Source organism: Streptomyces sp. NBC_01465 (assembly GCF_036227325.1).
Lineage (GTDB): Bacteria > Actinomycetota > Actinomycetes > Streptomycetales > Streptomycetaceae > Streptomyces.
Genome location: NZ_CP109467.1, coordinates 5,800,701 through 5,823,965, shown reverse-complemented (window position 1 = coordinate 5,823,965; position 23,265 = coordinate 5,800,701). Strand labels below are relative to the sequence as shown.

24 protein-coding genes are annotated in these 23,265 nt (G+C 69.8%); 13 read left to right on the top strand and 11 right to left on the bottom strand.

The window, feature by feature from the left end; all coding sequences use genetic code 11:
• Positions 1-104: 104 nt before the first annotated feature.
• From OG707_RS27535 to OG707_RS27515, 5 genes are all read left to right on the top strand, one after another.
• The gene (locus OG707_RS27535) at positions 105-1,043 is read left to right on the top strand and encodes a cellulose-binding protein (RefSeq protein ID WP_329122902.1); all 939 of its coding nucleotides are present in this window, start codon (positions 105-107) and stop codon (positions 1,041-1,043) included.
• Positions 1,044-1,111: 68 nt separating this feature from the next.
• Positions 1,112-2,104, top strand: a complete 993-nt coding sequence (locus tag OG707_RS27530) for an ABC transporter ATP-binding protein (RefSeq protein WP_329122900.1) — start codon at positions 1,112-1,114, stop codon at positions 2,102-2,104.
• Between the two features lie 3 nt (positions 2,105-2,107).
• Positions 2,108-2,887 carry an ABC transporter permease gene (locus tag OG707_RS27525; RefSeq protein WP_329122897.1) on the top strand — a complete coding sequence of 260 codons (780 nt, stop codon included), beginning with the start codon at positions 2,108-2,110 and terminating at the stop codon, positions 2,885-2,887.
• 102 nt (positions 2,888-2,989) lie between these two features.
• Positions 2,990-4,264 carry an ABC transporter ATP-binding protein gene (locus OG707_RS27520; protein WP_329122895.1) on the top strand — a complete coding sequence of 425 codons (1,275 nt, stop codon included), beginning with the start codon at positions 2,990-2,992 and terminating at the stop codon, positions 4,262-4,264.
• On the top strand, positions 4,261-5,121 hold the full coding sequence (locus OG707_RS27515; protein WP_329122894.1) for an ABC transporter permease: 861 nt from the start codon (positions 4,261-4,263) through the stop codon (positions 5,119-5,121). Before OG707_RS27520 ends, OG707_RS27515 begins: the two co-directional genes overlap by 4 nt.
• A 16-nt stretch (positions 5,122-5,137) precedes the next feature.
• Here OG707_RS27515 and OG707_RS27510 read toward each other — a convergent pair whose 3' ends face one another.
• The gene (locus OG707_RS27510; RefSeq protein WP_329122892.1) at positions 5,138-5,476 is read right to left on the bottom strand and encodes an ATP/GTP-binding protein; all 339 of its coding nucleotides are present in this window, start codon (positions 5,474-5,476) and stop codon (positions 5,138-5,140) included.
• A gap of 200 nt (positions 5,477-5,676) precedes the next feature.
• Between OG707_RS27510 and OG707_RS27505 the strand changes: the two genes are divergently transcribed.
• Complete coding sequence (locus tag OG707_RS27505; protein ID WP_329127991.1) at positions 5,677-6,696, top strand: LLM class flavin-dependent oxidoreductase; 1,020 nt, start codon at positions 5,677-5,679, stop codon at positions 6,694-6,696.
• Positions 6,697-6,778: 82 nt separating this feature from the next.
• Here OG707_RS27505 and OG707_RS27500 read toward each other — a convergent pair whose 3' ends face one another.
• The gene (locus tag OG707_RS27500) at positions 6,779-7,171 is read right to left on the bottom strand and encodes an SCO5389 family protein (RefSeq protein WP_329122889.1); all 393 of its coding nucleotides are present in this window, start codon (positions 7,169-7,171) and stop codon (positions 6,779-6,781) included.
• A gap of 214 nt (positions 7,172-7,385) precedes the next feature.
• On the opposite strand from OG707_RS27500, the gene nucS reads away from it, so the two are divergent.
• Complete coding sequence (gene nucS / locus OG707_RS27495) at positions 7,386-8,057, top strand: endonuclease NucS (RefSeq protein ID WP_329122887.1); 672 nt, start codon at positions 7,386-7,388, stop codon at positions 8,055-8,057.
• Between the two features lie 73 nt (positions 8,058-8,130).
• On the opposite strand, the gene OG707_RS27490 is transcribed toward nucS, so the two are convergent.
• The 4 genes from OG707_RS27490 to OG707_RS27475 form a co-directional block, all read right to left on the bottom strand.
• Positions 8,131-10,677: an ATP-binding protein gene (locus tag OG707_RS27490; RefSeq protein ID WP_329122886.1), complete on the bottom strand. Its 2,547-nt coding sequence runs from the start codon at positions 10,675-10,677 to the stop codon at positions 8,131-8,133.
• 230 nt (positions 10,678-10,907) lie between these two features.
• The gene (locus OG707_RS27485) at positions 10,908-11,231 is read right to left on the bottom strand and encodes an STAS domain-containing protein (protein ID WP_329127989.1); all 324 of its coding nucleotides are present in this window, start codon (positions 11,229-11,231) and stop codon (positions 10,908-10,910) included.
• A gap of 143 nt (positions 11,232-11,374) precedes the next feature.
• Entirely contained in the window at positions 11,375-12,223 is an 849-nt protein-coding gene (locus tag OG707_RS27480; protein ID WP_329122884.1) for a 3-hydroxyacyl-CoA dehydrogenase family protein, read from the bottom strand.
• Between the two features lie 127 nt (positions 12,224-12,350).
• On the bottom strand, positions 12,351-12,989 hold the full coding sequence (locus OG707_RS27475; RefSeq protein ID WP_329122881.1) for a TetR/AcrR family transcriptional regulator: 639 nt from the start codon (positions 12,987-12,989) through the stop codon (positions 12,351-12,353).
• An 80-nt stretch (positions 12,990-13,069) separates the two neighbouring features.
• Here OG707_RS27475 and OG707_RS27470 point away from each other — a divergent pair, with 80 nt between their 5' ends.
• From OG707_RS27470 to OG707_RS27460, 3 genes are read left to right on the top strand one after another with little or no spacing between them, the layout of a single operon-like run.
• On the top strand, positions 13,070-13,852 hold the full coding sequence (locus OG707_RS27470) for an ABC transporter ATP-binding protein (RefSeq protein ID WP_329122879.1): 783 nt from the start codon (positions 13,070-13,072) through the stop codon (positions 13,850-13,852).
• 9 nt (positions 13,853-13,861) lie between these two features.
• Positions 13,862-14,620, top strand: coding sequence for an ABC transporter permease (locus tag OG707_RS27465; RefSeq protein WP_329122878.1), 759 nt, complete (start codon positions 13,862-13,864; stop codon positions 14,618-14,620).
• Positions 14,621-14,633: 13 nt separating this feature from the next.
• Positions 14,634-15,206, top strand: a complete 573-nt coding sequence (locus tag OG707_RS27460) for a cob(I)yrinic acid a,c-diamide adenosyltransferase (protein WP_329122875.1) — start codon at positions 14,634-14,636, stop codon at positions 15,204-15,206.
• Positions 15,207-15,225: 19 nt separating this feature from the next.
• On the opposite strand, the gene OG707_RS27455 is transcribed toward OG707_RS27460, so the two are convergent.
• Positions 15,226-15,771: a hypothetical protein gene (locus OG707_RS27455; protein ID WP_329122873.1), complete on the bottom strand. Its 546-nt coding sequence runs from the start codon at positions 15,769-15,771 to the stop codon at positions 15,226-15,228.
• Positions 15,772-15,923: 152 nt separating this feature from the next.
• On the opposite strand from OG707_RS27455, the gene OG707_RS27450 reads away from it, so the two are divergent.
• From OG707_RS27450 to OG707_RS27440, 3 genes are all read left to right on the top strand, one after another.
• Complete coding sequence (locus OG707_RS27450; protein ID WP_329122872.1) at positions 15,924-17,099, top strand: sensor histidine kinase; 1,176 nt, start codon at positions 15,924-15,926, stop codon at positions 17,097-17,099.
• Positions 17,096-17,743, top strand: a complete 648-nt coding sequence (locus OG707_RS27445) for a response regulator transcription factor (protein ID WP_329122870.1) — start codon at positions 17,096-17,098, stop codon at positions 17,741-17,743. The genes OG707_RS27450 and OG707_RS27445 overlap by 4 nt, the downstream gene beginning before the upstream one ends.
• A gap of 182 nt (positions 17,744-17,925) precedes the next feature.
• Entirely contained in the window at positions 17,926-19,755 is a 1,830-nt protein-coding gene (locus tag OG707_RS27440) for a glycoside hydrolase family 18 chitinase (RefSeq protein WP_329122868.1), read from the top strand.
• 75 nt (positions 19,756-19,830) lie between these two features.
• On the opposite strand, the gene OG707_RS27435 is transcribed toward OG707_RS27440, so the two are convergent.
• From OG707_RS27435 to OG707_RS27420, 4 genes are all read right to left on the bottom strand, one after another.
• Complete coding sequence (locus OG707_RS27435; protein WP_329122866.1) at positions 19,831-20,277, bottom strand: DUF2550 domain-containing protein; 447 nt, start codon at positions 20,275-20,277, stop codon at positions 19,831-19,833.
• A 120-nt stretch (positions 20,278-20,397) separates the two neighbouring features.
• Entirely contained in the window at positions 20,398-20,772 is a 375-nt protein-coding gene (locus tag OG707_RS27430; RefSeq protein ID WP_329122865.1) for a F0F1 ATP synthase subunit epsilon, read from the bottom strand.
• Positions 20,773-20,886: 114 nt separating this feature from the next.
• Positions 20,887-22,329, bottom strand: a complete 1,443-nt coding sequence (gene atpD, locus OG707_RS27425) for a F0F1 ATP synthase subunit beta (protein WP_329122863.1) — start codon at positions 22,327-22,329, stop codon at positions 20,887-20,889.
• On the bottom strand, positions 22,329-23,246 hold the full coding sequence (locus tag OG707_RS27420) for a F0F1 ATP synthase subunit gamma (RefSeq protein ID WP_329122860.1): 918 nt from the start codon (positions 23,244-23,246) through the stop codon (positions 22,329-22,331). Before OG707_RS27420 ends, atpD begins: the two co-directional genes overlap by 1 nt.
• Between the last annotated feature and the right edge of the window lie 19 nt (positions 23,247-23,265).

Here is a 23,265-nt window from a genome sequence, read left to right as displayed (position 1 = left end):
GGCTGGACATTCTCCAGATCAAACGGGCATCTGCTCTATGACACGCCGCTTGGGCCCCTAGGATTCCCTCTATCACCTCACCGGTCTCATTCGACAGGAACCTCATGAGCGACACTTCCTCCCCATTCGGCTTCGAGCTCGTGCGGCGTGGTTACGACCGCGGTCAGGTGGACGACCGCATTACCAAGCTCGTCGCCGACCGTGACAGCGCTCTGGCACGGATCACCTCTCTGGAAAAGCGCATCGAGGAGCTCCACCTCGAGACGCAGAACGCCCAGGCCCAGGTCAACGACGCAGAGCCGTCGTACGCCGGTCTCGGTGCCCGCGTCGAGAAGATCCTCCGTCTCGCCGAGGAGGAGGCGAAGGACCTGCGCGAGGAGGCCCGCCGCGCCGCCGAGCAGCACCGCGAGCTCGCCGAGTCCGCCGCCCAGCAGGTGCGCAACGACGCCGAGTCCTTCGCTGCCGAGCGCAAGTCGAAGGCCGAGGACGAGGGCGTCCGCATCGTCGAGAAGGCGAAGAGCGACGCTTCCCAGCTGCGGGGCGAGGCCCAGAAGGACGCGCAGTCCAAGCGCGAGGAGGCGGACGCCCTCTTCGAGGAGACCCGCGCCAAGGCCGCCCAGGCCGCCGCGGACTTCGAGACGAACCTCGCCAAGCGCCGCGAGCAGTCGGAGCGCGACCTGGCCTCGCGTCAGGCGAAGGCCGAGAAGCGTCTGGCCGAGATCGAGCACCGCGCCGAGCAGCTCCGCCTGGAGGCCGAGAAGCTCCGTACGGACGCCGAGCGCCGTGCCCGTCAGACGGTCGAGACCGCGCAGCGCCAGGCCGAGGACATCGTGGCCGACGCCAATGCCAAGGCCGACCGCATCCGCAGCGAATCGGAGCGCGAGCTGGCGGCGCTGACGAACCGCCGCGACTCGATCAACGCGCAGCTGACGAACGTCCGCGAGATGCTGGCCACCCTCACGGGTGCCGCTGTCGCCGCCGCGAGCAGCCCGGTGGACGACGAGCCGGTCTCCCGCGGCGTCCCGGCGCAGCAGACCCGCTAGTACGTCACGGCCCAGAGCCCTCTGCCACTCCGGTGGCGGGGGGCTTTGTGCCGTTTTAGCGTGACCGCATGATCGAGCTCGAGGGCCTCACCAAGCGGTACGGCGACAAGACCGCCGTCGACCAGCTGTCCTGCCGGATCCGACCGGGCATGGTGACCGGCTTCCTCGGCCCGAACGGCGCCGGCAAGTCGACGACCATGCGCATGATGCTGGGCCTCGACAACCCGACCGGCGGCACGGTCCTGATCGACGGCAAGCAGTACCGCGAGCTCGACGAGCCCCTGAAGTACATCGGTGCGCTCCTCGACGCGAAGTCGATGCACGGCGGCCGGAGCGCGTACAACAACCTGCTCTGCCTCGCCCAGTCCAACCGCATCCCCGCATCGCGGGTCGACGAGGTCCTGGACACCGTGGGGCTGACCGCGGTCGCCAAACGGAAGTCCAAGGGCTTCTCCCTCGGTATGGGACAGCGTCTCGGAATCGCCTCGGCGCTCCTCGGCGATCCCGAGATCCTGATGTTCGACGAACCCGTCAATGGTCTGGACCCCGAGGGAATTCACTGGATCCGCAACTTGATGAAGAGTCTTGCGGCAGAAGGACGCACGATCTTCGTATCCAGCCACCTGATGAGCGAAATGGCGCTCACCGCCGACCACTTGATCGTCATCGGCCAGGGGAAACTCCTCGCCGACACCTCGATGGCGGATTTCATCCACGAGAACTCGCGCAGCTACGTACGGCTGCGCTCGCCGCAGCAGGAACGGCTGCGGGACGTCATCACCGAGGCGGGCATCACCGCGATCAGCGTCGGCGACGGCTCGCTGGAGGTGGACGCCGCGAGCAGCGAGCAGCTCGGTGAGCTGGCGGCGAGCCATCAGATCGTGCTGCACGAGCTCTCGCCGCAGCGCGCCTCGCTGGAGGAGGCGTTCATGCAGATGACGGCGGGGTCCGTGGAGTACCACGCACACACGTCGGACAGCGCGTCCGCAGCACCGCAGGACCAGCCGCAGGCCCCCGAGTGGGGACAGGGCTTCACCCCGAAGAAGAGCAAGGGAGCCTGACCCATGGCATCGGTACCCGCGGTCCTCCAGTCGGAGTGGACCAAGATCCGTACGGTCTCGTCCACCGCCTGGACTCTCGTGCTGGCGCTGGTGGTGACCGTCGGGATGAGCGCCGGGCTCTGCGCCCTGATGAAGTCGCAGTTCGACGACCTCTCCGAGCAGGAACGGCTCACCTTCGACCCGACCTTCCTCAGCTTCTCCGGGATGATGCTCGGCCAGCTGGCCATGGTCGTCTTCGGCGTCCTGGTCGTCGGCACCGAGTACAGCTCCGGAATGATCCGCACCTCGCTCGCGGCCGTACCGCAGCGCGCCACCTTCCTCTTCTCCAAGGTCGCGGTCGTCGGCGTGCTGACACTGGTCGTCGGACAGGCGACCGCCTTCCTCTCCTTCTTCCTCGGCCAGTCGCTCCTCGGCGGCCACTCGACGACCATCGGCGCCCCCAATGTGCTGCGCGCGGTCGTCGGAGCCGGCATCTACATGGCGCTGATCGCGATCTTCTCGATGGGCGTGGCGACGATGCTGCGCTCCTCGATGCTCTCGCTCGGCATCCTGATGCCGTTCTTCTTCCTGATCTCGCAGATCCTCTCGGCGGTCCCGGTCGCCAAGACCGTCGCCCGCTACTTCCCCGACCAGGCCGGCTCGAAGATCATGCAGGTGGTGCCGGACGCCATGGACAGCGACCCGGCGCCGTACGGGCCCTGGGGCGGTCTTGCGATCCTCGTCGGCTGGGTGGTGCTCGCGCTGGCGGGCGGCTATCTCGTACTGAAGAAGCGCGACGCCTAGTTTTTTACTCGCGCTTGGCAGGAACCGTCAGCCTGCGGATATTCTCCTAACCCTTACGGGGGCGTGCGCCCCGACGTCGTGAGCTGTCGATGGGTGCGGAGAATGATCGAGGCAGTCGGCCTGACGAAGCGCTACGGCGCCAAGACAGCCGTGTACAACCTTTCCTTCCAGGTGCGCCCGGGGACCGTGACCGGCTTCCTGGGCCCCAACGGTTCCGGCAAGTCCACGACCATGCGCATGATCCTGGGGCTCGACGAGCCGACCTCGGGACATGTGACGATCGGTGGGCACCCCTTCCGCAAGCTGCCGAACGCACCGCGCCAGGTCGGCGCGCTGCTCGACGCCAAGGCCGTGCACGGCGGGCGCAGCGCGCGCAGCCATCTGCTCTGCCTGGCGCAGCTCTCCGGCATCCCGGCCCGCCGCGTCGACGAGGTGCTCGGCGTCGTCGGACTGCAGGAGGTCGCCCGCAAGCGCTCCAAGGGCTTCTCGCTCGGCATGGGCCAGCGGCTCGGCATCGCGGCCGCGCTGCTCGGCGACCCGCAGGTGCTGCTCTTCGACGAGCCGGTCAACGGTCTCGACCCCGAGGGCATCCTCTGGGTCCGCAACCTCATGAAGTCCCTTGCCGCGGAAGGCCGTACGGTCTTCGTCTCCTCGCACCTGATGAGCGAGATGGCGCTCACCGCCGAGCACCTGATCGTGATCGGACGCGGCCAGATGCTCGCCGACATGAGCGTCGGCGCCTTCATCTCGGCCAACTCTGCGGACTTCGCGCGGGTCCGCACCCCGCAGACCGAGCCCGAGCAGCGCGAGAAGCTGACGGCCGCGCTGACCGAGGCCGGCGGTCATGTCATGCCGGAGCAGGACGGCGGCCTGCGGGTCACCGGGCTGCCGCTGCCGCAGATCAGCGATCTGGCGCACGAGGCGGACGTACGGCTGTGGGAGCTCTCCCCGCACCAGGCGTCGCTGGAGGAGGCGTACATGCGGATGACGCAGGGCGCCGTGGACTACCGCTCGACGGTGGACCAGCGCGCGGGCCTGCAGCAGCCGGTGCCGCAGCAGCAGGGTCACGGCTACGCACCGCCGCAGCCGGCCCCCGCCCAGCAGCAGCCCGGCTGGTACCCGCCGCCGCCTCCCGGCCAGGCGGCCCCGGCCCAGAACCCGTACGCGGACCAGCCCCAGCAGACCCCGGCCCCGATGCCCACGATGCAGCTCGCCCCGGCCGCGCAGCCGCCCGCCCCGGCAGCCGCCCCGATGCCCACGATGCAGCTGGCCCCGCTCGCGGCACCGCCCGTACCCGAAGCGCCCGCCGCACCGCCCGCGCCGCCCGCCGAGGCCCCCGCTCCCTCCGACCTGAACAAGCCCGAGGACGCCCGATGACCGCGCCGACCCCGACCCCGGCCCCGTACGCACAGCCGCCGCAGCAGCAGCCGATGGGCGGCGGCTACGCCTCGCCGATCCCGGTGCGCTCCACGCACCTGGGCCATGCGCTCGCCTCCGAGTGGACGAAGATCCGTACGGTCCGCTCCACGATCTGGACGATCGGCGTGATGTTCGTCCTGGTCGTCGGCATCGGGCTGCTGGTCTCCGTCCAGACGACCGACGACGACTTCATCGGCTACCCGTTCACCCTGCCCGCCCTCTTCGGGCTGCTGCTCGGGCAGATCTGCATCATCACGCTGGGCGTGCTGGTGGTCTCCTCCGAGTACGGCACCGGCATGATCCGTACGACCTTCACCGCATCCCCGCAGCGCTGGCGGGTCCTCGCCGCGAAGATGCTCGTCTTCTTCGCGCTCTCCTTCTCCGCACTCGTCGTCGCGATCGGCCTGGTCGGAGCGGCAACCGCCGCGATGCACAGCGGGGGCGGCGGCTCCACCAGCGGCGCCGACTGGGCGCGAAGCGTCCTCGGCGGCGCGCTCTACGTCTCGCTGCTCGGGCTGCTCGGGGTCGCCGTCGGCTCGATGCTGCGGCACTCCGCGGGCGCGATCACCGCGATGCTCGGCGTGGTGCTGCTGCCGTCGATCATCGGGCCGATCATGGGGATCTCGGCGAGCCTGCAGTCGATCTCCGACAAGCTCATCGAGTACAACGCCCCGAACTCGATCTCCATGCTCTTCTCGAACGCGATGTCCGGCGACGACACCGGCAACGGCATGAAGCAGCTCGCCCTGCTGGCCGTCGTCACCGCCGTCGCGATCGCCGGGGCCTTCGCGCTGCTGAGCAAGCGCGACGTGTGACGTACGGGCAACGCGCTCAGTAGCGCGGCGCGTTACGGGACCGCTGCACCTTCGAGGTGCGGCGGTCCTTCGCGTTCCAGCAGGCCTTGTGCCAGTGCCTGCGGTCGTCCACGCCGCCGTACTCCGGCCAGGCCACCACGTGCGGGACGCCCGAGGGGATCTCCTGGTCGCAGCCGGGGCAGCGGTAGCGCTTGCCCGCGGCGGCCGCGCCGCTGACCATGCGCACGGACCACTCCTCGCCCTGCCAGGACTCGGTGCGCTGCAGCCCGAAGCGGTCGGGGACCGCTCCCCCACCCCCCTCGGCAGGTTCGCTCGGATTCTCGCCACCACTGGGGCGGTTGCGGCGCGGGGACACGTGACACCTCACGGGGCAGACCGGACACTTTCTCTCACATCCCAGCCTACGGGGAGCGGAAGAGGGTAATCGCCCCAGCACGGGACCCCACTTGGCGGACAATCACAATTACCCGCGCGTAGGCCGTGCCTTTGGCACGTGTCAGACGTTATTGCCGGTAGTGGGGAGTGCCGCGTCGGCCGCGAAGGAGGCGGATGGCCATGCGTGTGGGGGCCTTTGTACTGGCAGCTCAGTTCCCGGGACAGGGACAGGGGGAGTCGCTGCACCGTGCGCTGCGGTCCGCCGAGGTCGCGGAGGAGTCCGGGCTCGATTCGGTCTGGCTGGCCGAGCACCATTTCGTTCCGTACGGCGTGTGTCCGTCCGCCGTCACCCTGGCCGCGCTCGTCCTCGGCCGTACGTCCAGAATCCGGGTCGGTACGGCGGTGAGCGTGCTGCCCAGCGCGCATCCGGTCGCACTCGGCGAGCAGGCGGCGCTGCTGCACATCGCCTCCGGGGGCCGCTTCAGCCTGGGTGTGGGGCGCGGCGGGCCGTGGGTCGACCTGGAGGTCTTCGGGGCGGGTCTGGAGGCGTACGAGAGCGGCTTCCCGGAGTCCCTCGACCTGTTGCTGCGCTGGCTGCGCGAGCCCAGTGTGTCGGCCGAAGGTGAGCGCTTCGCGTTCCGCGAGGTGCCGGTCGTGCCCAGGGCCGCCGAACTGCTGGGCACGGACGCCGAAGGTCCGGAAGTCGTCGTCGCCTGTACGTCGCCGAAGAGCGTGAAGCTGGCTGCGGAGCGCGGACTTCCGATGCTGCTCGGCATGCACTGCGGCGACGAGGAGAAGGCCGCCATGGTCGCCCTGTGGCGCCGTACGGCACGGGAGGCGGGCCACTCCCCCGAAGGCGCCCATGTGTCGGCGGGGGTGGCGCAGATCGCGGACCGTCCCGCGGAGGCGGCGGAGACGCTGCTGAAGGCGATGCCCGGCTGGCTGAAGCAGGGGCTCGACGCCCATGTCACGGTCGACGGCCGCCATCGCGCGATGCGCGACCCGGTCGCGTACACGGAGATGCTCTGCGGACTGCACCCGGTGGGCCCTCCCGCGCTGGCCGCCGACCGGATCGCCGCCACGGCCGAGAAGACCGGCATCTCACGCTTCGCGCTGCTCGTCGAGGGGTCGGGCGACGTGGCCGCCACGGAGGAGAACGTACGCCGACTGGGGGCCGAAGTCCTGCCGCTGATCGGGTAGTTGACGCCCGCGGCCGCCCCGACGGGTGCTGCTGTCCCGTTTCAGTTGCACCTCCCGCGAAACGGGACAGCAGCTCAAGGCGTCAGCAGTCCCGGAGTTCGGGCGACTGGTTCAGCAGCTGGCCTCGTATCGAGGTGAAGCGGGCGAGCCGCTCGTCGACCGAGGAGTCCAGCGGGAAAACCGCCACACGGTGGCAGTTCTGGAAGGCCAGTCGCACTCCGAAGTGGCGCTGCAGCGCACCTCGTATCGCATCACTCGCAAGTGCACGCAGCAGCTGGCCGCGCGCCTGCTCGTCCGGCGGAGGCGTCTGGTTGTCGGCGAACTCGCCGCCGTCCACCTTCAGCTGGGCCACCAGAGAGCTGATCATCTCCCATGCGTAGGGCAGGGAGGTCCGGACGCAGTCAACGAAGTCGGCTTCGCTGACCTCGCCTCGCTCGGCCTGTTCGAGTAGGGCCGGTGAGACGTCGAGCGACATGGGTTCTCCTCTCGCGGCCCCGCTTCAGCACGGGGCCTTACGGGCAGGGAAGGAGGACGACGACGCAGAGTGCACGAACGGCGACCTCCAGCTTCCACGGTAAGCGCGCAACCCGTGCCGCACCAGAAGAATGGGAACACAACCGGCCAATTACGAACGGGGTACTTAAGGGCGAATCGCGTCCACCCCCGCGCGTCGAGTAGCGTTGCCGACCATGCGTCTCGTCATCGCCCGCTGCTCCGTCGACTATGCGGGCCGCCTCACCGCCCATCTGCCCTCCGCGCCGCGCCTGATCCTGGTCAAGGCGGACGGAAGTGTCTCGATCCACGCCGACGACCGGGCGTACAAGCCCCTCAACTGGATGTCCCCGCCCTGCACCCTGAAGGAGGGTTCGGGGGATGAAGCCGGTGTGTGGACGGTCGTCAACAAGGCGGGCGAGAAGCTCATCATCACGATGGAGGAGGTCCTCCACGACTCCTCGCACGAGCTGGGCGTCGACCCGGGCCTCATCAAGGACGGCGTGGAAGCGCACCTTCAGGAACTGCTCGCCGACCGGATCGAGATCCTCGGCGAGGGCTACACGCTGATCCGCCGCGAGTACATGACGGCGATCGGCCCGGTCGACATCCTGTGCCGGGACGCGGACGGCAAGACCGTCGCCGTGGAGCTGAAGCGGCGCGGGGACATCGACGGTGTCGAGCAGTTGACCCGGTACCTGGAACTGCTGAACCGCGACCCCCATCTCGCCCCCGTCAAGGGCGTGTTCGCGGCCCAGGAGATCAAGCCGCAGGCGCGGGTCCTCGCGACGGACCGCGGGATCGGCTGTGTTGTCCTCGACTACGACGCGATGCGCGGCATCGAGGACGACAAGCTCAGGCTGTTCTGAGGCTCGCTCTGTTACGCGAAACGGCCCGGCGTCCACCAGGACGCCGGGCCGTTTCGCGCTGTGCGGGGCCGGGTCAGGCCGGCACCGTCCCGGCGGCTGAGCTGGACGGTGCGGTGCTGGCCGGGGCGCTGGACTGCTTCGTCGGTACGACGGTCGGCCCGGTCGATCCGGAGGCCGAGGTCGACGTGGACGGTGTCGTCGGCGGGGTCGTGGTCGGCGTGGGATCCGGCGTCGGGCTAACCGGGGGCGTACTGGACGGCGGCGGCGTCGTCGGCTTGGACGTCGTCGGCTTCGGCGAACTGGGCTTGGTCGTCTTGCCCGGAGTGCTCGGCTTCCCCGGTGTGCTCGGCGTGCCCGACGTGCTCGGGGTCGAACTGCTCCCCGGCGAACTGGACCCCGACGTGCCCGGGGCGGGGCTCGAAGGATCGGCTGGATTGCCGCTGTTGCTACCCGTACCGCCACCGGGAGTGCTCGTGGAACCGTCGGCAGGCGTGTCCGCGTTCAGCCCGTCCTTGTCGTCGCCCACCTGGGCCGACTGACCGTTGGGGTCCTTGTCCTTGGGCGAATCGTGGTTCCCGGTCGCGCCGAGCGTCACCACGGTGCCCAGTACGGCGGCGAGCAGCGCACCCGCACCCGCGGCCACCATGTTGCGCCGCGCACCGCGCAGCACCGAGCGGCGCACGGGTGCGCCGCCGGCCGGCGTGGACCGCCGGGTGACCAGCGTCTCGTTCTCCGACGGGAGTTCGGGCAGGGCCAGTACGGCTGCCGGTACGCCGCCGGGCGGCGAGGCCGACTCCTCGTAGCGTGCCGCCGGGACTTCCTCGCCCGCGGGCGTACGCCCGTCGAGCGCGAAGCCCCCCGCTGCGACATTTCCTCCTGGGGAACGGTCGGCGACGAGGGCGAGCGCCCTGCGCCCCGCGACCGTGCCGCGCTTGTCGGCGAGGGCGCCGCGCATCGCGATGGACGCCTCCAGCTCGGCGCGCGCCCGGTCGATGCTGCCGGTGCAGAGCGCCAGGATCCCCAACTCGTGGTGGAAGTACGCCTCGTCGGCGACCTCGCCGGAGATCCTCGCCGCCTCCTGGCCGGTCCGCAGGGACCGCTCCCAGGCACCCCAGTGCAGACCCGCCGCGAAGGCGGGGGCAGCACTGCGGGCGAGCTGGACGGCCGTGCCCGCGTGCCCGGCGCCGCCCGCGTTCACCAGGGCGGTGAGCGCGGCCAGGAGGGCGTCGGCCTCGGCGGCCGCGCGCTCGGGCGTCACCGAGGGGTGACCGGCCCACCAGGCGTAGTGCTGGGCGGCGGTGTGGGCGCGGGTCGCCGCGTCGTCCTCGTACCCGGCGGTCTCCAGCTGCTGTACGACACCGGCGGCCAGCCGGTAGCGCCCGCCGACCGGCGAGAGCAGCCCGCAGTGGGCGAGTTCGCCCAGCGCGGCGTCCGCGTGGGTGTCGCCGACCAGCGCCGGCAGATGCGCCTGGTGCGGCACCTCGCCGCCGAGCGCCACCGCGAAGTGCAGGGTGTCGCGGGCGGACTCGCTCAGCCGCGAGGCGAGCAGGGCCGCGGGGGCAGCACCCTCGCCCAGTGAGGGCAGCGGGAGTTCGCGCGCGTCCTCGGCCTCGAAGACGGAGGCGTCGTCAACCGGACGCCCGTCGAAGTACCCGTAAGAGTCGAAGGCGCCCGGATCGATCCGCTGCAGGTCGCGCTGGCGCAGCAGCGCACCCGCCTGTACGAAGCGCAGCGGCAGCCCCTCGGACTCGAACCAGAGGTCGCCCGCCCAGTTGGCCTCCTCGTCGGTGAGCGGCCGCTCCACGGCGCGCTCGAGCAGTTCCAGCGAGGCGCTGCGGCCGAGCCCGCCGAGGAAGACCTCTTCGAGGTGCGAGTCGTCGGAGGGCGCGGCCGTGCCGGGCGTAGCCGCGAGCAGGAAGGCGCACTCGGGTGTGGCGTCGAGGAGCTCGTCGAGCGCGGTGCCGCCGAACTCCAGGTCGTCCAGGACGACGACCGCGCCGATCTGGTGGACGAGTTCGAGGAGCTCACCGCGGTCGGGGCGGTGCAGCGGTGCGGCGAAGACGGCGGCGAACAGGTCGTGGAGCAGGTCGGCGGGGGTGCGGTGGTAGCCCGAGAGCCGTACGACACCGTCCGGTGCCAGCTCCGCGCAGTCGTCCGCGACGGCGTCGAGCAGCGCCGTACGACCGGCGCCGCCGGGCCCGGTCAGCCGTACGGACCGTCCGCGCGCCAGCAGCCGCACCAGCCGCTCGCGCTCCTCGTCCCGCTCCAGGAGCGGGAGTTCGGGCGCGACGGGCCCCGGCGGCACGGGCGGCTTCGCCGCACGCAGCAGCTCCGCGCGCTCCTCGGCCCGGTGGCGCACCGGACGGGCGGGGTGCTCCCCGGGCGGGCAGGCTTCGATCTCGCTGCCGTCGACGGGGTTGACGGTGAGCAGGAAGTCACCGGTGACGAGCTGGACGGTGCGCACGGGCGCAGCCGACGACGACTGCCCGAGGTCGGGCGTCAGGGCGTCGCGCGGCGGGCGCTGCGGGCGTGATCCTTCGCCGCGTCCGGCTGCTGACGTGTCGCCGTAGTCGTTGTTGTCCTGGCCGTACTCTTCCGGTCCCCGGTTCATCGGGTCCATGGTCAAAGCCCCCCAGATGGCGCTGCGTGCGGTTGCCCCTCCCGGCCTCGCACACCACGCTGTCGCTTCTGGTCCGGTGCCCACCGCATGGGTTGCGTCAATCGGTGGGCGAGCGAACCCTAGACCTTTGCTCAGTATCCATGAGCACGCGGGGTGCCGGGCCGTCCAAGACGTCACAGCTTCGTGAGGATTGCGCGGGGAATCCCATCCCCACACTCCCTCCACATTCGTCACACGCGGGGAAGCGACTCCGCGACGATTCCGCCCTCAATGGCCAGAATGCGGTGCAGCCGGGTCGCCACGAGAAGGCGCTGCATCTGCGGCGGTACGCCGCGGAGCACCAGCCGGCGCCCGCACCGTCCGGCCCGCCGGTGGGCGCCCATGATGACGCCGAGACCCGTCGCGTCCCAGGAGTCCAGCTCGGTCAGGTCGAGCACCAGGTCGCCGGCTCCGTCGTCGACGGCCGTGTGCAGGACCGTACGGGCGTCCGCCGCGCTGCGGACGTCGAGGCGGCCCCCGACGACCAGCTCGGCATGGTCGCCCTTGATGTGCATATGAACTCCCCGGGAGTGCTCCGCGCGATTCACGTCTTTCACGTATGTCACTGAACTGACTGCCCCACAGGCAGAGAAGTTGCCGTCTGTAAGCGAACTGATACCGAATTCACTCCTGGGGGTGACCCCGGAGCGACATATGCCTAGTGCTTGTAGAAGCCCTGCCCGCTTTTGCGGCCGATATCGCCCGCGTCCACCATCCGGCGCATCAGTTCGGGGGCCGCGAACTTCTCGTCCTGCGACTCCGTGTAGATGTTGCCGGTGGCGTGGAGCAGGATGTCGACGCCCGTCAGGTCGGCGGTGGCGAGGGGTCCCATCGCGTGGCCGAAGCCCAACTTGCAGGCGATGTCGATGTCTTCCGCGCTGGCGACGCCCGATTCGTACAGCTTGGCGGCCTCGACGACGAGCGCCGAGATCAGCCGGGTGGTCACGAAGCCGGCGACGTCGCGGTTGACGACGATGCAGGTCTTGCCCACGGATTCGGCGAACTCCCGTGCGGTGGCGAGGGTTTCGTCGCTCGTCTTGTAGCCGCGCACCAGCTCGCAGAGCTGCATCATCGGCACCGGCGAGAAGAAGTGCGTGCCCACGACGCGCTCCGGACGCTCCGTCACGGCCGCGATCTTGGTGATCGGGATGGCGGAGGTGTTGGAGGCGAGCACGGCGTCCGGGCGCACGATCGAGTCGAGCGCACGGAAGATCTCGTGCTTGACCTCGAGCTTCTCGAAGACGGCCTCGACGACGATGTCGGCGTCGGCGACCGCGTCCAGATCGGTGGTCGTGGTGATGCGGGAGAGCGCGGCGTCCGCGTCGGCCGCCTCCAGCTTCCCCTTGGAGACGAAGCGGTCGTAACTGGCCTTGATGCCGTCCGTGCCCCGGGTCAGCGCGGCGTCGGTCACGTCGCGCAGTACGACGTCCCAGCCGGCCTGCGCCGAGACCTGCGCGATGCCGGATCCCATGAGTCCGGCCCCGATGACGGCGAGCTTCCTGGCCACGTACGCACCCCTTAAATGAATTCCTTGCTACGGCTCTGGGCGGAGGCTATCGGCCGGGGGGCGCCTTTAGGCCGCATAGAGATGCGCGTCACGTCTCAGATGACGGACATCACACTCGCCGGTCCCATCACGCGTCACGCACCGCGTAGTTGAGCACCTTCTCGCTCAGCAGTTCCTCCATCTCGTCGAGGAGGCCGAGCGCGTCGCGCGACACCTCGGCGAGGCGCCGGCCGGTGATGACCTCGCGCGAGATGAAGGCGAGGAGGGAGCTGTGGACCCAGCCGATCTGCCCGGCGACCAGCGCCGGCAGGGTGTCGCGCGCGTCGGCTCCGGTCTCCTCGCGGAGGGTCTCCTCCAGGAGTTCGAGGGTCTTCTGCTGCATGTGCGCGATCCGCGCCTTGAGTCCGGACGACTCCTCGATGACCTGCAGGAAGCGGTCGAACCCCTCGATCAGGCCGACCGCCGGCGAGACGGCCTCGACCTCGCGCTGGAGCTCGCGCAGGACGGCGGCGGCGGCCGACTCGCCCTTCTCGCGGCCTCGTACGAACCGCGAGAGGCGGCCCGCGCTCCCCTTGGCGCGGTCGAGGAAGAGGTCTTCCTTGGCGTGGAAGTAGTTGTAGACGGTGTTGACGGAGACGTCCGCAGCCTGCGCGACCTCGGCGATGGTCACCGCGTCGAAGCCCCGTTCCAGGAACAGCCCCGTGGCCACGTCCGAGATGTGCTGCCTGGCCTGCCGCTTCTTCCGCTCCCTGAGCCCTTCTGCCATGGCGCCATCCTACCTTCCGCTGCCATCTCTACAATTTTGGTGTGGTTGCAATTTTTCAGTGACTCTGTTTTCTTAAGGTCATGGCGATCCTCACTGCTGCCGGGCTGGCCCGGACCTTCCAGACGAAACGCGGACCGGTCGAAGCCGTCCGCTCCATCGATCTCTCCGTACAGCCGGGCGAGATCCTCGGCTTCCTCGGCCCCAACGGCGCCGGCAAGACCACGACGCTGCGGATGCTCACCACCCTGCTCGCACCCACCGGGGGCACCGCCACCATCGCGGGCTGCGACCTGGCGGGCGATCCTGAGGGCGTACGGCGGAAGACGGGTTACGTCGCCCAGTCCGGCGGTGTCGACCCGCACATCAGCGTCCGCGAGGAGCTGGTCACCCAGGGGCGGCTGTACCGCCTGACCAAGGCGGCGGCCGCCGCCCGCGCCCGGGAACTCGCGGCCGAACTCGGCCTGACCGACCTGCTGGAGCGCCCGACCGCAGCCCTCTCCGGCGGTCAGCGCCGGCGTCTGGACATCGCGATGGGGCTCACGCACCGCCCCGCCGTCCTGTTCCTCGACGAGCCGACGACCGGCCTCGACCCGGCCAGCCGTACGGACCTGTGGGACCTCGTGCGCCGGCTGCGCGACGAGTACGGCACCACCGTCTTCCTCACCACGCACTACCTCGACGAGGCCGACGCGCTCGCCGACCGGATCGTCGTCGTGGACCAGGGCGTGGTCGCGGCGGAAGGGACCCCGAGCGCCCTCAAGCTCCGCCACGGCGGCTCGATCGACGCCACCCTCCAGGACACCTTCCTCGCCATCACCGGCCGCGGCCCGGCCGTCCGCGACACCACCCCCGTAGCCGTCTAGGAGCCCGCCTTGTCCTCCGCACTCCTCTCCGACACCGCGCTGATCTTCGGCCGCTACGCCCGCCAGACCCTGCGCTCCAAGTTCCAGATGGCCTTCGGCATCCTGATGCCGCTGCTCTACCTCGTCTTCTTCGGCCCGCTGCTCACCGGGATGAACCTGGGCACGCAGGGCACCTCCTGGCAGGTCCTGGTGCCCGGGCTGCTGCTCCAACTCGCCCTGTTCGGCTCGGCGTTCTCCGGGTTCGCGATCATCGTCGAGAAGAACTTCGGGGTCGTCGAGCGCATGCGCGTCACCCCGGTCAGCCGGCTGGCGCTGCTCCTCGGACGCGTCCTGCGCGACGCCGCGCTCTTCGTCGTCCAGGCGGCCGTGCTGGTCCTGGCCGCGCTCGTCATGGGCCTGCGCGCCCCGCTCGCCGGCGTCCTCATCGGCTTCGCGTTCGTCGCCCTGCTCACCGTCTCGCTGGGCTCGCTCTCGTACGCGGTCGCACTCGGCGTCGACCGCCCGCAGGAGTTCGGCCCGATGGTCAACGCGTTCACCATGCCCTCGATGCTGCTGTCGGGGCTGATGCTGCCGATCGCGCTGGGCCCCGCCTGGCTGGACGCGCTGTCGCACTTCGTACCGTTCCGCTATCTCGTCGACGCGGTGCGCAGCGCGTACGTCGGCCAGTACGCGACGGCCCAGATGCTCTACGGGGTCCTGGTCGCCGCCGGTTTCGCGGTGTTCGCCGTGACAGTGGGCACACGTGTCTTCCGCCGGGCCGGAGCGTAACTACGCTGGTGGCATGGTCAATCTGACGCGCATCTACACCCGTACCGGCGACCAGGGCACGACGGCCCTGGGCGACATGAGCCGCACCGCCAAGACCGATCTGCGGATCTCCGCGTACGCCGACGCCAACGAGGCCAACGCGGCGCTCGGCACGGCGATCGCACTGGGCGCGCTGGAGCAGGAGGTCGTCAAGGTCCTCACCCGCATCCAGAACGACCTCTTCGACGTGGGCGCGGACCTGTGCACCCCGGTGGTGGAGAACCCCGAATTCCCGCCGCTGCGCGTGGAGCAGTCGTACATCGACAAGCTGGAGGCGGACTGCGACCGCTTCCTGGAGGACCTGGAGAAGCTCCGCTCCTTCATCCTCCCGGGCGGCACCCCGGGCGCGGCGCTGCTGCACACGGCGTGCACGGTCGTACGGAGGGCCGAGCGGTCGACGTGGGCGGCGCTGGAGGTGCACGGCGAGGTCATGAACCCCTTGACGGCCACGTACCTGAACCGCCTCTCCGACCTCCTCTTCATCCTGGCCCGCACGGCGAACAAGGAGATCGGGGACGTGCTGTGGGTTCCGGGCGGCGAGCGGTAGTCGCCCCGGGGCGGGGTCGTCAGCCCCGCCCCACCCTCTCCTTCTTCGGGAACACCGTGTAGCTCAACGCGATCACCACATTGATCCCGATCAGGAACAGCATCCGCCCCTGCCAGACCCGCAGCGACGACACGTCCCCGTCCCCGCCGACGTACCAGACCGCCGCCTGCAGCAGCCCGATCGCGATCACCGAAGCCAGCGTCCACCGCGCCGCCGTCTGCCACTCCCACACCGCCCGCGCAGCCCCGTACTTCGGCGGCCTCACCGGCGGCGGCCCGCCCGCGAACCGGTGCGCGAACCGTGCGTCGGCCCACCGGATCGTCCGGTGCCCCAGCGCCACGGTGAACCCGATGTAGACGGCAGCGAGCCCGTGCATCCAGTCCGGCTCGGCCCCGTTCTTCAGGTCCACCGCCGTCACCACCAGCAGCACCAGCTCGAGCACCGGCTCGCAGAGCAGCACCGCGAGCCCCGCCCTGGGCATCTTCGCCAGATACCTGAGCGCAAGCCCTCCGGCCAGCAGCACCCAGAACCCGACTTCGCAGATGACGATCAACGTGACGATCACGGCCCGCTCCTCTCACTCTCCCTTCCAGCGTCACAGCCGACCCGCCCCCGCCCCTCGTCTCCAGTGACGAATCCGCACTGCATCCTTCGATGTACTGCGTCCTCGGCCCCGGTACGGAGGCCGGGCCGCCTCCGGCCCTGTTTGATGGAGTCGTGACAACCCCGCTCCCCCGCCCGCACCGCGACGACGTCCTCATCGCCGCCGCCGGGCTGCTCGGCGGCCTCGTGTTCTGGGCGATCGGTCTGCACAGCCAGTCCGGGCGGCTGCTGTCCGGGTCCTGGTCCCTGCTTCCTCTCTGCGTGATGTCCGCCATGGAGCTGCTGCGCAGAACCGCCCCGCGGACCGCCCTGGCCGTTGCCGTGCTCGCCCTGGTGGCGGACCAGTTCACCAGCGGGAACCTCGCCACCGTCCTGATGTTCACCGACATCATGTACGCGGCCGTGCTGTACGGAACCCCGGCCACCGCCCGCCGCATCCCCCGCATCACGGTCCTGCTCACCATCGCCCTCCCGCTCGGTTTCTACGCCTGGCTCCGCAGCCCCGACGCCCTCCTCGTCGGCGTCGGCACCGGCCTCATCGGCTACGCCCCGGCCGCCACAGGTCTCCTCGTACGCCACCACCGCGAGGCCGCCGATACGGCCCGCCTCCAGGCCGAACAGACCGCGCTCCTCGCCGAGATGGACCGCACCCAGGCAGTGATCGCCGAGCGCTCCCGGATGGCCCGCGAACTCCACGACCTGGTGGCCAACCACCTCTCCGCGATCGCCATCCACTCCACCGCGGCGCTCTCCCTCGACGATCCGAAGACCACCCGCGACGCCCTCGGCGTCATCCGCGAGAACAGCGTCGACGGCCTCGCCGAGATGCGTCGCCTCATCGGCCTGCTGCGCGACAACAGCGGGGACCAGGAGCCGGCCGCCGCCCCGACCCTGGCCGGCCTCGACGCCCTGGTGGCCCAGGCCCGTACGAACGGACTCGACGCCCGTCTCGCCGACGAACGCCCCGCCGGCGAGCGGCTCCCCACCCCGGTCGAGCTCGCCGCGTACCGCATCGTCCAGGAGTCCCTCACCAACGCGCTCAAGCACGCCGCCCCGGGCGAGGTCACCGTCGGCCTGACCCGCGAGGCGTCGGCGCTCACCGTCACCGTACGCAGCCCGTACGGCGACCGCCCCGGACCCCGCGCCCCCGGGTCCGGGGCCGGGCTCATCGGGATGCGCGAGCGGGTCGCCCTGCTCGGCGGGGAGTTCGGGGCCGGGGCGGACGACGACAAGAAGGTCTGGCAGGTACGGGCCCAACTGCCCGTCGCAGAAAGGGGTTCCACCGCATGACGATCCGTGTCCTGGTCGCCGAGGACCAGTCGGCCGTACGGTCGGGCCTGGTCCTCATCCTGGGCAGCGCACCCGACATCGAGGTCGTCGGAGAGGCTGCGGACGGTGAAGAGGCGCTCGCCCTCGCCCGTGAACTCCGCCCCGATCTGGTGCTGATGGACATCCAGATGCCCCGCCTGGACGGCGTTTCGGCCACCCGCCAGGTCGTCGCCGAGCAGCTCGCGGACGTCCTGGTGCTGACCACGTTCGACCTCGACGAGTACGTCTTCGGTGCGCTGCGCGCGGGCGCCTCGGGATTCCTCCTGAAGAACACCGAGGCCAGGGACCTGATCGAGGCGGTACGGACCGTGGCGCGCGGCGAGGGCCTGATCGCCCCCGCCGTGACACGCCGCCTGATCGCCGAGTTCGGGCGGCCGGACGCCCGCCGCGCCGATGCCCCGGACCCCGCCGTCCTGGACGCGCTGACCCGCCGCGAGCGCGAGGTCCTCACCTGTCTGGGCCGCGGCCTGTCCAATGCGGAGATCGCCGTCGACCTCGCGATGGCCGAGGCCACGGTGAAGACGCACGTCAGCCGGCTCCTCGGGAAGCTGGAGCTGCGCAGCCGGGTCCAAGCAGCCGTGCTGGCGCAGGAGTTGGGACTCTGACGGTGTTTTCCAGGTCGGAGGTCTGGACCTCTTGACGATTGGTCCAGACCTTCCTACGCTCACCGCACACACTGCGGTGAGCGAGCCATGACAATCAGTCAGCAGCGGCACGCTCAGGGCGGCGCAGAGTGCGCAAGCGGACCCACCCCCATCTCAGTCCGTTCACCACTCGAGGAGCCCTCTTGAGAACTCGCTTCAGATCAAGACGTTCCAGATACGCAGCAGCCCTCACCGCACTCCTCCTCCCGCTCGCCGCGGCCGTCGGCCTGGCGACACCGGCCCAGGCCGCAGGCCCGACCGCCACCTACGCCAAGACCTCCGACTGGGGCACCGGCTTCGGCGCGGGCTGGACCGTGAAGAACGCCGGGACGACCACGATCAACAGCTGGACCGTCGAGTGGGACTACCCCGCGGGGACCTCGGTGACCTCGGCCTGGGACGCCGACGTGACCTCCTCCGGCACCCACTGGACCGCCAAGAACAAGTCGTACAACGGCACACTGGCCCCCGGCGCCTCCGTCTCCTTCGGCTTCAACGGCGCGGGCTCCGGCGCCCCCTCCAACTGCAAGCTCAACGGCGCCTCCTGCGACGGCGGCACCACCGTCCCGGGCGACAACCCGCCCTCCGCGCCCGGCACTCCGACCGCGAGCGCCATCACGAACACCACCCTGACCCTCAACTGGTCGGCGGCGACGGACGACAAGGGCATCAAGAACTACGACGTGTACCGCGGCTCCACGAAGATCGCGACGGTCACCGGCACGACGGCCAACGACACGGGCCTGACCGCGGGCACCACGTACACCTACAGCGTCAAGGCGCGTGACACCGCCGACCAGGTCGGCGCCTCGTCCGGCACGGCGACCGTCACCACCACAGGCGGCGGAGGCGGCACCCCCGGCAAGGTCAAGCTCGGGTACTTCACCGACTGGGGCGTCTACGGCCGGAACTACCACGTCAAGAACCTGGAGACGTCCGGTACCGCCGCCAAGATCACGCACATCAACTACGCCTTCGGGAACGTCACCGGCGGCAAGTGCGCGATCGGCGACGCCTACGCCGACTACCAGAAGACGTACGACGCCTCCGGCAGCGTCGACGGCGTCGCCGACACCTGGGACCAGCCCGTGGCGGGCAGCTTCAACCAGCTCCGCAAACTGAAGAAGCTCCACCCGAACCTCAAGATCCTCTGGTCCTTCGGCGGCTGGACCTGGTCCGGCGGCTTCGGCCAGGCCGCCCAGAACCCGGCAGCCTTCGCCCAGTCCTGCTACGACCTCGTCGAAGACCCGCGCTGGGCGGACGTGTTCGACGGCATCGACATCGACTGGGAGTACCCCAACGCCTGCGGCCTCTCCTGTGACACCAGCGGCCCCGCGGCCTTCAAGAACGTGATGTCCGCGCTCCGCGCCAAGTTCGGCTCCTCGTACCTGGTGACGGCGGCGGTCACCGCCGACGGCTCCGACAACGGCAAGATGGACGCGGCCGACTACGCGGGCGCCGCGTCCTACGCCAACTGGTTCAACGTGATGACGTACGACTTCTTCGGCGCCTGGGCGGCCCAGGGCCCCACGGCCCCGCACTCCCCGCTCACCTCGTACTCCGGCATCCCGACGGCCGGGTTCAACACGGCCGACGCGATCGCCAAGTACAAGGCCAAGGGCGTCCCGGCGTCCAAGCTCCTCCTCGGCCTCGGCTTCTACGGCCGCGGCTGGACCGGAGTGACCCAGGCGGCACCCGGCGGCACGGCGACGGGCCCGGCGCCCGGCACGTACGAGCAGGGCATCGAGGACTACAAGGTCCTCAAGTCGACCTGCCCGGCGACCGGCACCATCGCGGGCACCGCGTACGCCAAGTGCGGTTCCAACTGGTGGAGTTACGACACCCCGGCCACCATCGCCTCGAAGATCGCCTGGGCGAAGGGGCAGGGCCTGGGAGGCGCGTTCTTCTGGGAGTTCAGCGGTGACACCAGCAACGGCGAACTGGTGACCGCGGCCAGCAACGCCATCGGCTAGCCGCACACAGACGGAAGCCGGGAAGAGGGGTCCGCCCCCACTCTTCCCGGCTTCTGCGTTCTAGGTATGACGTGCCTACGCGACGTTGACTCGTTGCCCGGGAGGCGCGGCCTCCAGCCAGGCCAGGAAACCGGTCAGCGCGTCGTCGCTCATCGCGAGCTCCAGACGCGTACCGCGGTGCATACAGCCGAGGACCACCGCGTCGGAGAGGAGCGCCAGCTCCTCCTCGCCCTCGGGCAGCCGCCGTGCGACGACCTCGATGGCGGAACGGTCCAGGGTCCGGCGGGGCCTCGGCGCGTACGAGAAGACCCGGAACCATTCGATCCGGTCGCCGCTGTAGCGGCAGACGCCGTAGACCCAGCCCTTGCCCGTGGGGTCCGGTTTCTCCGGAACGTCCCAACGGACACTGCAGTCGAAGGTGCCACCGGAACGCTGGATCAACCGCCGGCGCAGACCGAAGACGAAGAGTCCCACCGCCACCAGTACGACGACCAGGCCACACACAAGCAGAGCGAGGATCATCTACACCGACCTCCTCGCCACACGCCGTAGGGACCTGCTTCTGCATCGCCTCAGCCGCGACCCGGTCCGGAAAATTCCGGACGGGCCGCGGCTGAGGTCAAATCTCTCAGTTGCGGGGCGTCACTGCCCCGTAGCCGCGCGCAGACGGACATCGGCACGCCGCTCGGAAGCCGCGTCCTCCTCCGCCTTCGCGCTCTCCAGCGCACGCTCGGCGCGCTGGACGTCGATCTCGTCGGCCAGCTCGGCGATCTCGGCCAGCAGCGACAGCTTGTTGTCCGCGAACGAGATGAACCCGCCGTGCACAGCGGCGACGACAGTGCCGCCCTCGCTCGTACGGATGGTCACCGGGCCCGATTCCAGCACTCCGAGGAGCGGCTGGTGACCGGGCATGACGCCGATGTCGCCGGACGTGGTGCGCGCGACGACCAGGGTGGCCTCGCCGGACCAGACGTTACGGTCCGCCGCGACCAGCTCGACGTGCAGCTCAGCAGCCAAGGGAGGCTCCTCGGGTCACCACCCGGCCGCATCGGCCGGGTGTTGGGTCAAAGTCTAGTGGGCGTTCAGCGAGGGGCGGGACGGGGCCCCGCCCCTCGCTATGAGTCAAGGGACTCAGGAGACGCCGAGCTCCTTGGCGTTGGCCTTGAGGTCCTCAATGCCACCGCACATGAAGAACGCCTGCTCCGGGAAGTGGTCGTACTCGCCGTCGCAGATCGCGTTGAACGCGGTGATCGACTCGTCGAGCGGCACGTCCGAACCGTCCACGCCGGTGAACTGCTTGGCGACGTGGGTGTTCTGCGACAGGAAGCGCTCGACACGACGGGCACGGTGGACAACGAGCTTGTCCTCCTCGCCCAGCTCGTCGATACCGAGGATCGCGATGATGTCCTGAAGGTCCTTGTACTTCTGAAGGATCGTCTTGACACGCATGGCGGCCGCGTAGTGCTCGGCCGCGATGTACCGCGGGTCCAGGATGCGGGACGTCGAGTCCAGCGGGTCGACCGCCGGGTAGATGCCCTTCTCCGAGATCGGACGGGACAGAACGGTCGTCGCGTCCAGGTGGGCGAAGGTGGTCGCCGGCGCCGGGTCGGTCAGGTCGTCCGCGGGGACGTAGATCGCCTGCATCGAGGTGATCGAGTGACCGCGCGTCGAGGTGATGCGCTCCTGCAGCAGACCCATCTCGTCAGCCAGGTTCGGCTGGTAACCCACGGCGGACGGCATACGACCGAGAAGGGTCGACACCTCCGAACCCGCCTGGGTGTAACGGAAGATGTTGTCGATGAAGAAGAGCACGTCCTGCTTCTGCACATCGCGGAAGTACTCCGCCATGGTCAGACCGGCCAGCGCGACGCGAAGACGCGTGCCCGGCGGCTCGTCCATCTGACCGAAGACAAGCGCCGTCTTGTCGATGACGCCCGAGTCGGCCATTTCCTCGATGAGGTCGTTGCCCTCACGGGTACGCTCACCGACGCCCGCGAACACCGACACACCGTCGTGGTTGTTGGCGACGCGGTAGATCATTTCCTGGATCAGAACGGTCTTGCCGACACCGGCACCACCGAACAGACCGATCTTTCCACCCTTGACGTACGGGGTGAGAAGGTCGATGACCTTGACGCCGGTCTCGAACATCTCGGTCTTCGACTCGAGCTGGTCGAACGCGGGCGCCTTGCGGTGGATGGGCCACCGCTCGGTCACCTCGGCGTTGGCCTCCGGCTTGTTCAGGATCTCACCGAGGGTGTTGAACACCTTGCCCTTGGTGATGTCACCGACGGGCACCGTGATGCCCTCGCCGGTGTTGGTCACCGCGGCCTGGCGGACCAGACCGTCGGTGGGCTGCATCGAGATCGCACGGACCACGCCGTCACCCAGGTGCTGGGCGACTTCCAGGGTCAGCGTCTTGAGCTTGCCGTCCTCGGCCGGGTCGGCCACCTGGACGTGCAGAGCGTTGTAGATCTCCGGCATCGCGTCGACGGGGAACTCCACGTCGACGACCGGGCCGATGACCCGGGCGACGCGGCCCGTGGCTACGGCCGTCTCAACAGAGGTCGTCATTACTTGTCACTCCCCGCGGTCGCGTCGGCCATGGCGCTGGCGCCACCGACGATCTCGCTGATTTCCTGGGTGATTTCGGCCTGGCGGGCCGCGTTGGCAAGCCGGGAGAGGCTCTTGATGAGATCCCCGGCGTTGTCGGTCGCCGACTTCATCGCACGGCGGCGGGCGGCGTGCTCGGAAGCGGCGGCCTGCAGCAGTGCGTTGTAGATACGGCTCTCGACGTAGCGCGGCAGAAGGGCGTCGAGGACGTCCTCAGCCGACGGCTCGAAGTCGAAGAGGGGAAGGATCTCGCCCTTCGTCCCCGTCTCTTCCGAGACCTTGTCGAGCGAGAGAGGCAGCATCCGGTCGTCGACGGGGTTCTGCGTCATCATCGACACGAATTCCGTGAAGACGATGTGCAGTTCGTCGACGCCACCCTCGGCCGTCTCCGTCTGGACGGCCTCGATCAGCGGCGCTGCCACGTTCTTGGCGTCCGCGTAGCTCGGGCTGTCGGTGAAGCCGGTCCACGACTCCGCGACCTTGCGCTCGCGGAAGCCGTAGTAGGCGACACCCTTGCGGCCGACGATGTACGTGTCGACCTCCTTGCCCTCGCCGCGCAGCCGCTCCGTCAGCCGGTCCGCAGCCTTGATGGCGTTGGACGAGTAGCCGCCGGCCAGACCGCGGTCGCTCGTGATGAGGACGATCGCGGCCCGGGTCGGGGCCTCGGCCTCGGTGGTGAGCGGGTGCTTGGTGGTGGAGCCGGTCGCGACCGCGGTCACCGCACGGGTGAGCTCGGTTGCGTACGGCATCGATGCCGCCACCTTGCGCTGCGCCTTGACGATGCGCGAGGCGGCGATCATCTCCATCGCCTTGGTGATCTTCTTGGTCGCCGTGACGGCACGGATGCGACGCTTGTAGACCCGGAGCTGCGCTCCCATGAGTCAGGTCCCTTCCGTC

Excerpts from the sequence above, each read along its gene's own strand:
- OG707_RS27535 (WP_329122902.1), top strand. The coding sequence starts at position 105 with ATGAGCGACACTTCCTCCCCATTCGGCTTCGAGCTCGTGCGGCGTGGT.
- OG707_RS27530 (WP_329122900.1), top strand. The coding sequence starts at position 1,112 with ATGATCGAGCTCGAGGGCCTCACCAAGCGGTACGGCGACAAGACCGCC.
- OG707_RS27525 (WP_329122897.1), top strand. The coding sequence starts at position 2,108 with ATGGCATCGGTACCCGCGGTCCTCCAGTCGGAGTGGACCAAGATCCGT.
- OG707_RS27520 (WP_329122895.1), top strand. The coding sequence starts at position 2,990 with ATGATCGAGGCAGTCGGCCTGACGAAGCGCTACGGCGCCAAGACAGCC.
- OG707_RS27515 (WP_329122894.1), top strand. The coding sequence starts at position 4,261 with ATGACCGCGCCGACCCCGACCCCGGCCCCGTACGCACAGCCGCCGCAG.
- OG707_RS27505 (WP_329127991.1), top strand. The coding sequence starts at position 5,677 with ATGCGTGTGGGGGCCTTTGTACTGGCAGCTCAGTTCCCGGGACAGGGA.
- OG707_RS27500 (WP_329122889.1), bottom strand. The coding sequence starts at position 7,171 with ATGTCGCTCGACGTCTCACCGGCCCTACTCGAACAGGCCGAGCGAGGC.
- nucS (WP_329122887.1), top strand. The coding sequence starts at position 7,386 with ATGCGTCTCGTCATCGCCCGCTGCTCCGTCGACTATGCGGGCCGCCTC.
- OG707_RS27490 (WP_329122886.1), bottom strand. The coding sequence starts at position 10,677 with ATGGACCCGATGAACCGGGGACCGGAAGAGTACGGCCAGGACAACAAC.
- OG707_RS27485 (WP_329127989.1), bottom strand. The coding sequence starts at position 11,231 with ATGCACATCAAGGGCGACCATGCCGAGCTGGTCGTCGGGGGCCGCCTC.
- OG707_RS27475 (WP_329122881.1), bottom strand. The coding sequence starts at position 12,989 with ATGGCAGAAGGGCTCAGGGAGCGGAAGAAGCGGCAGGCCAGGCAGCAC.
- OG707_RS27470 (WP_329122879.1), top strand. The coding sequence starts at position 13,070 with ATGGCGATCCTCACTGCTGCCGGGCTGGCCCGGACCTTCCAGACGAAA.
- OG707_RS27460 (WP_329122875.1), top strand. The coding sequence starts at position 14,634 with ATGGTCAATCTGACGCGCATCTACACCCGTACCGGCGACCAGGGCACG.
- OG707_RS27445 (WP_329122870.1), top strand. The coding sequence starts at position 17,096 with ATGACGATCCGTGTCCTGGTCGCCGAGGACCAGTCGGCCGTACGGTCG.
- OG707_RS27435 (WP_329122866.1), bottom strand. The coding sequence starts at position 20,277 with ATGATCCTCGCTCTGCTTGTGTGTGGCCTGGTCGTCGTACTGGTGGCG.
- atpD (WP_329122863.1), bottom strand. The coding sequence starts at position 22,329 with ATGACGACCTCTGTTGAGACGGCCGTAGCCACGGGCCGCGTCGCCCGG.
- OG707_RS27420 (WP_329122860.1), bottom strand. The coding sequence starts at position 23,246 with ATGGGAGCGCAGCTCCGGGTCTACAAGCGTCGCATCCGTGCCGTCACG.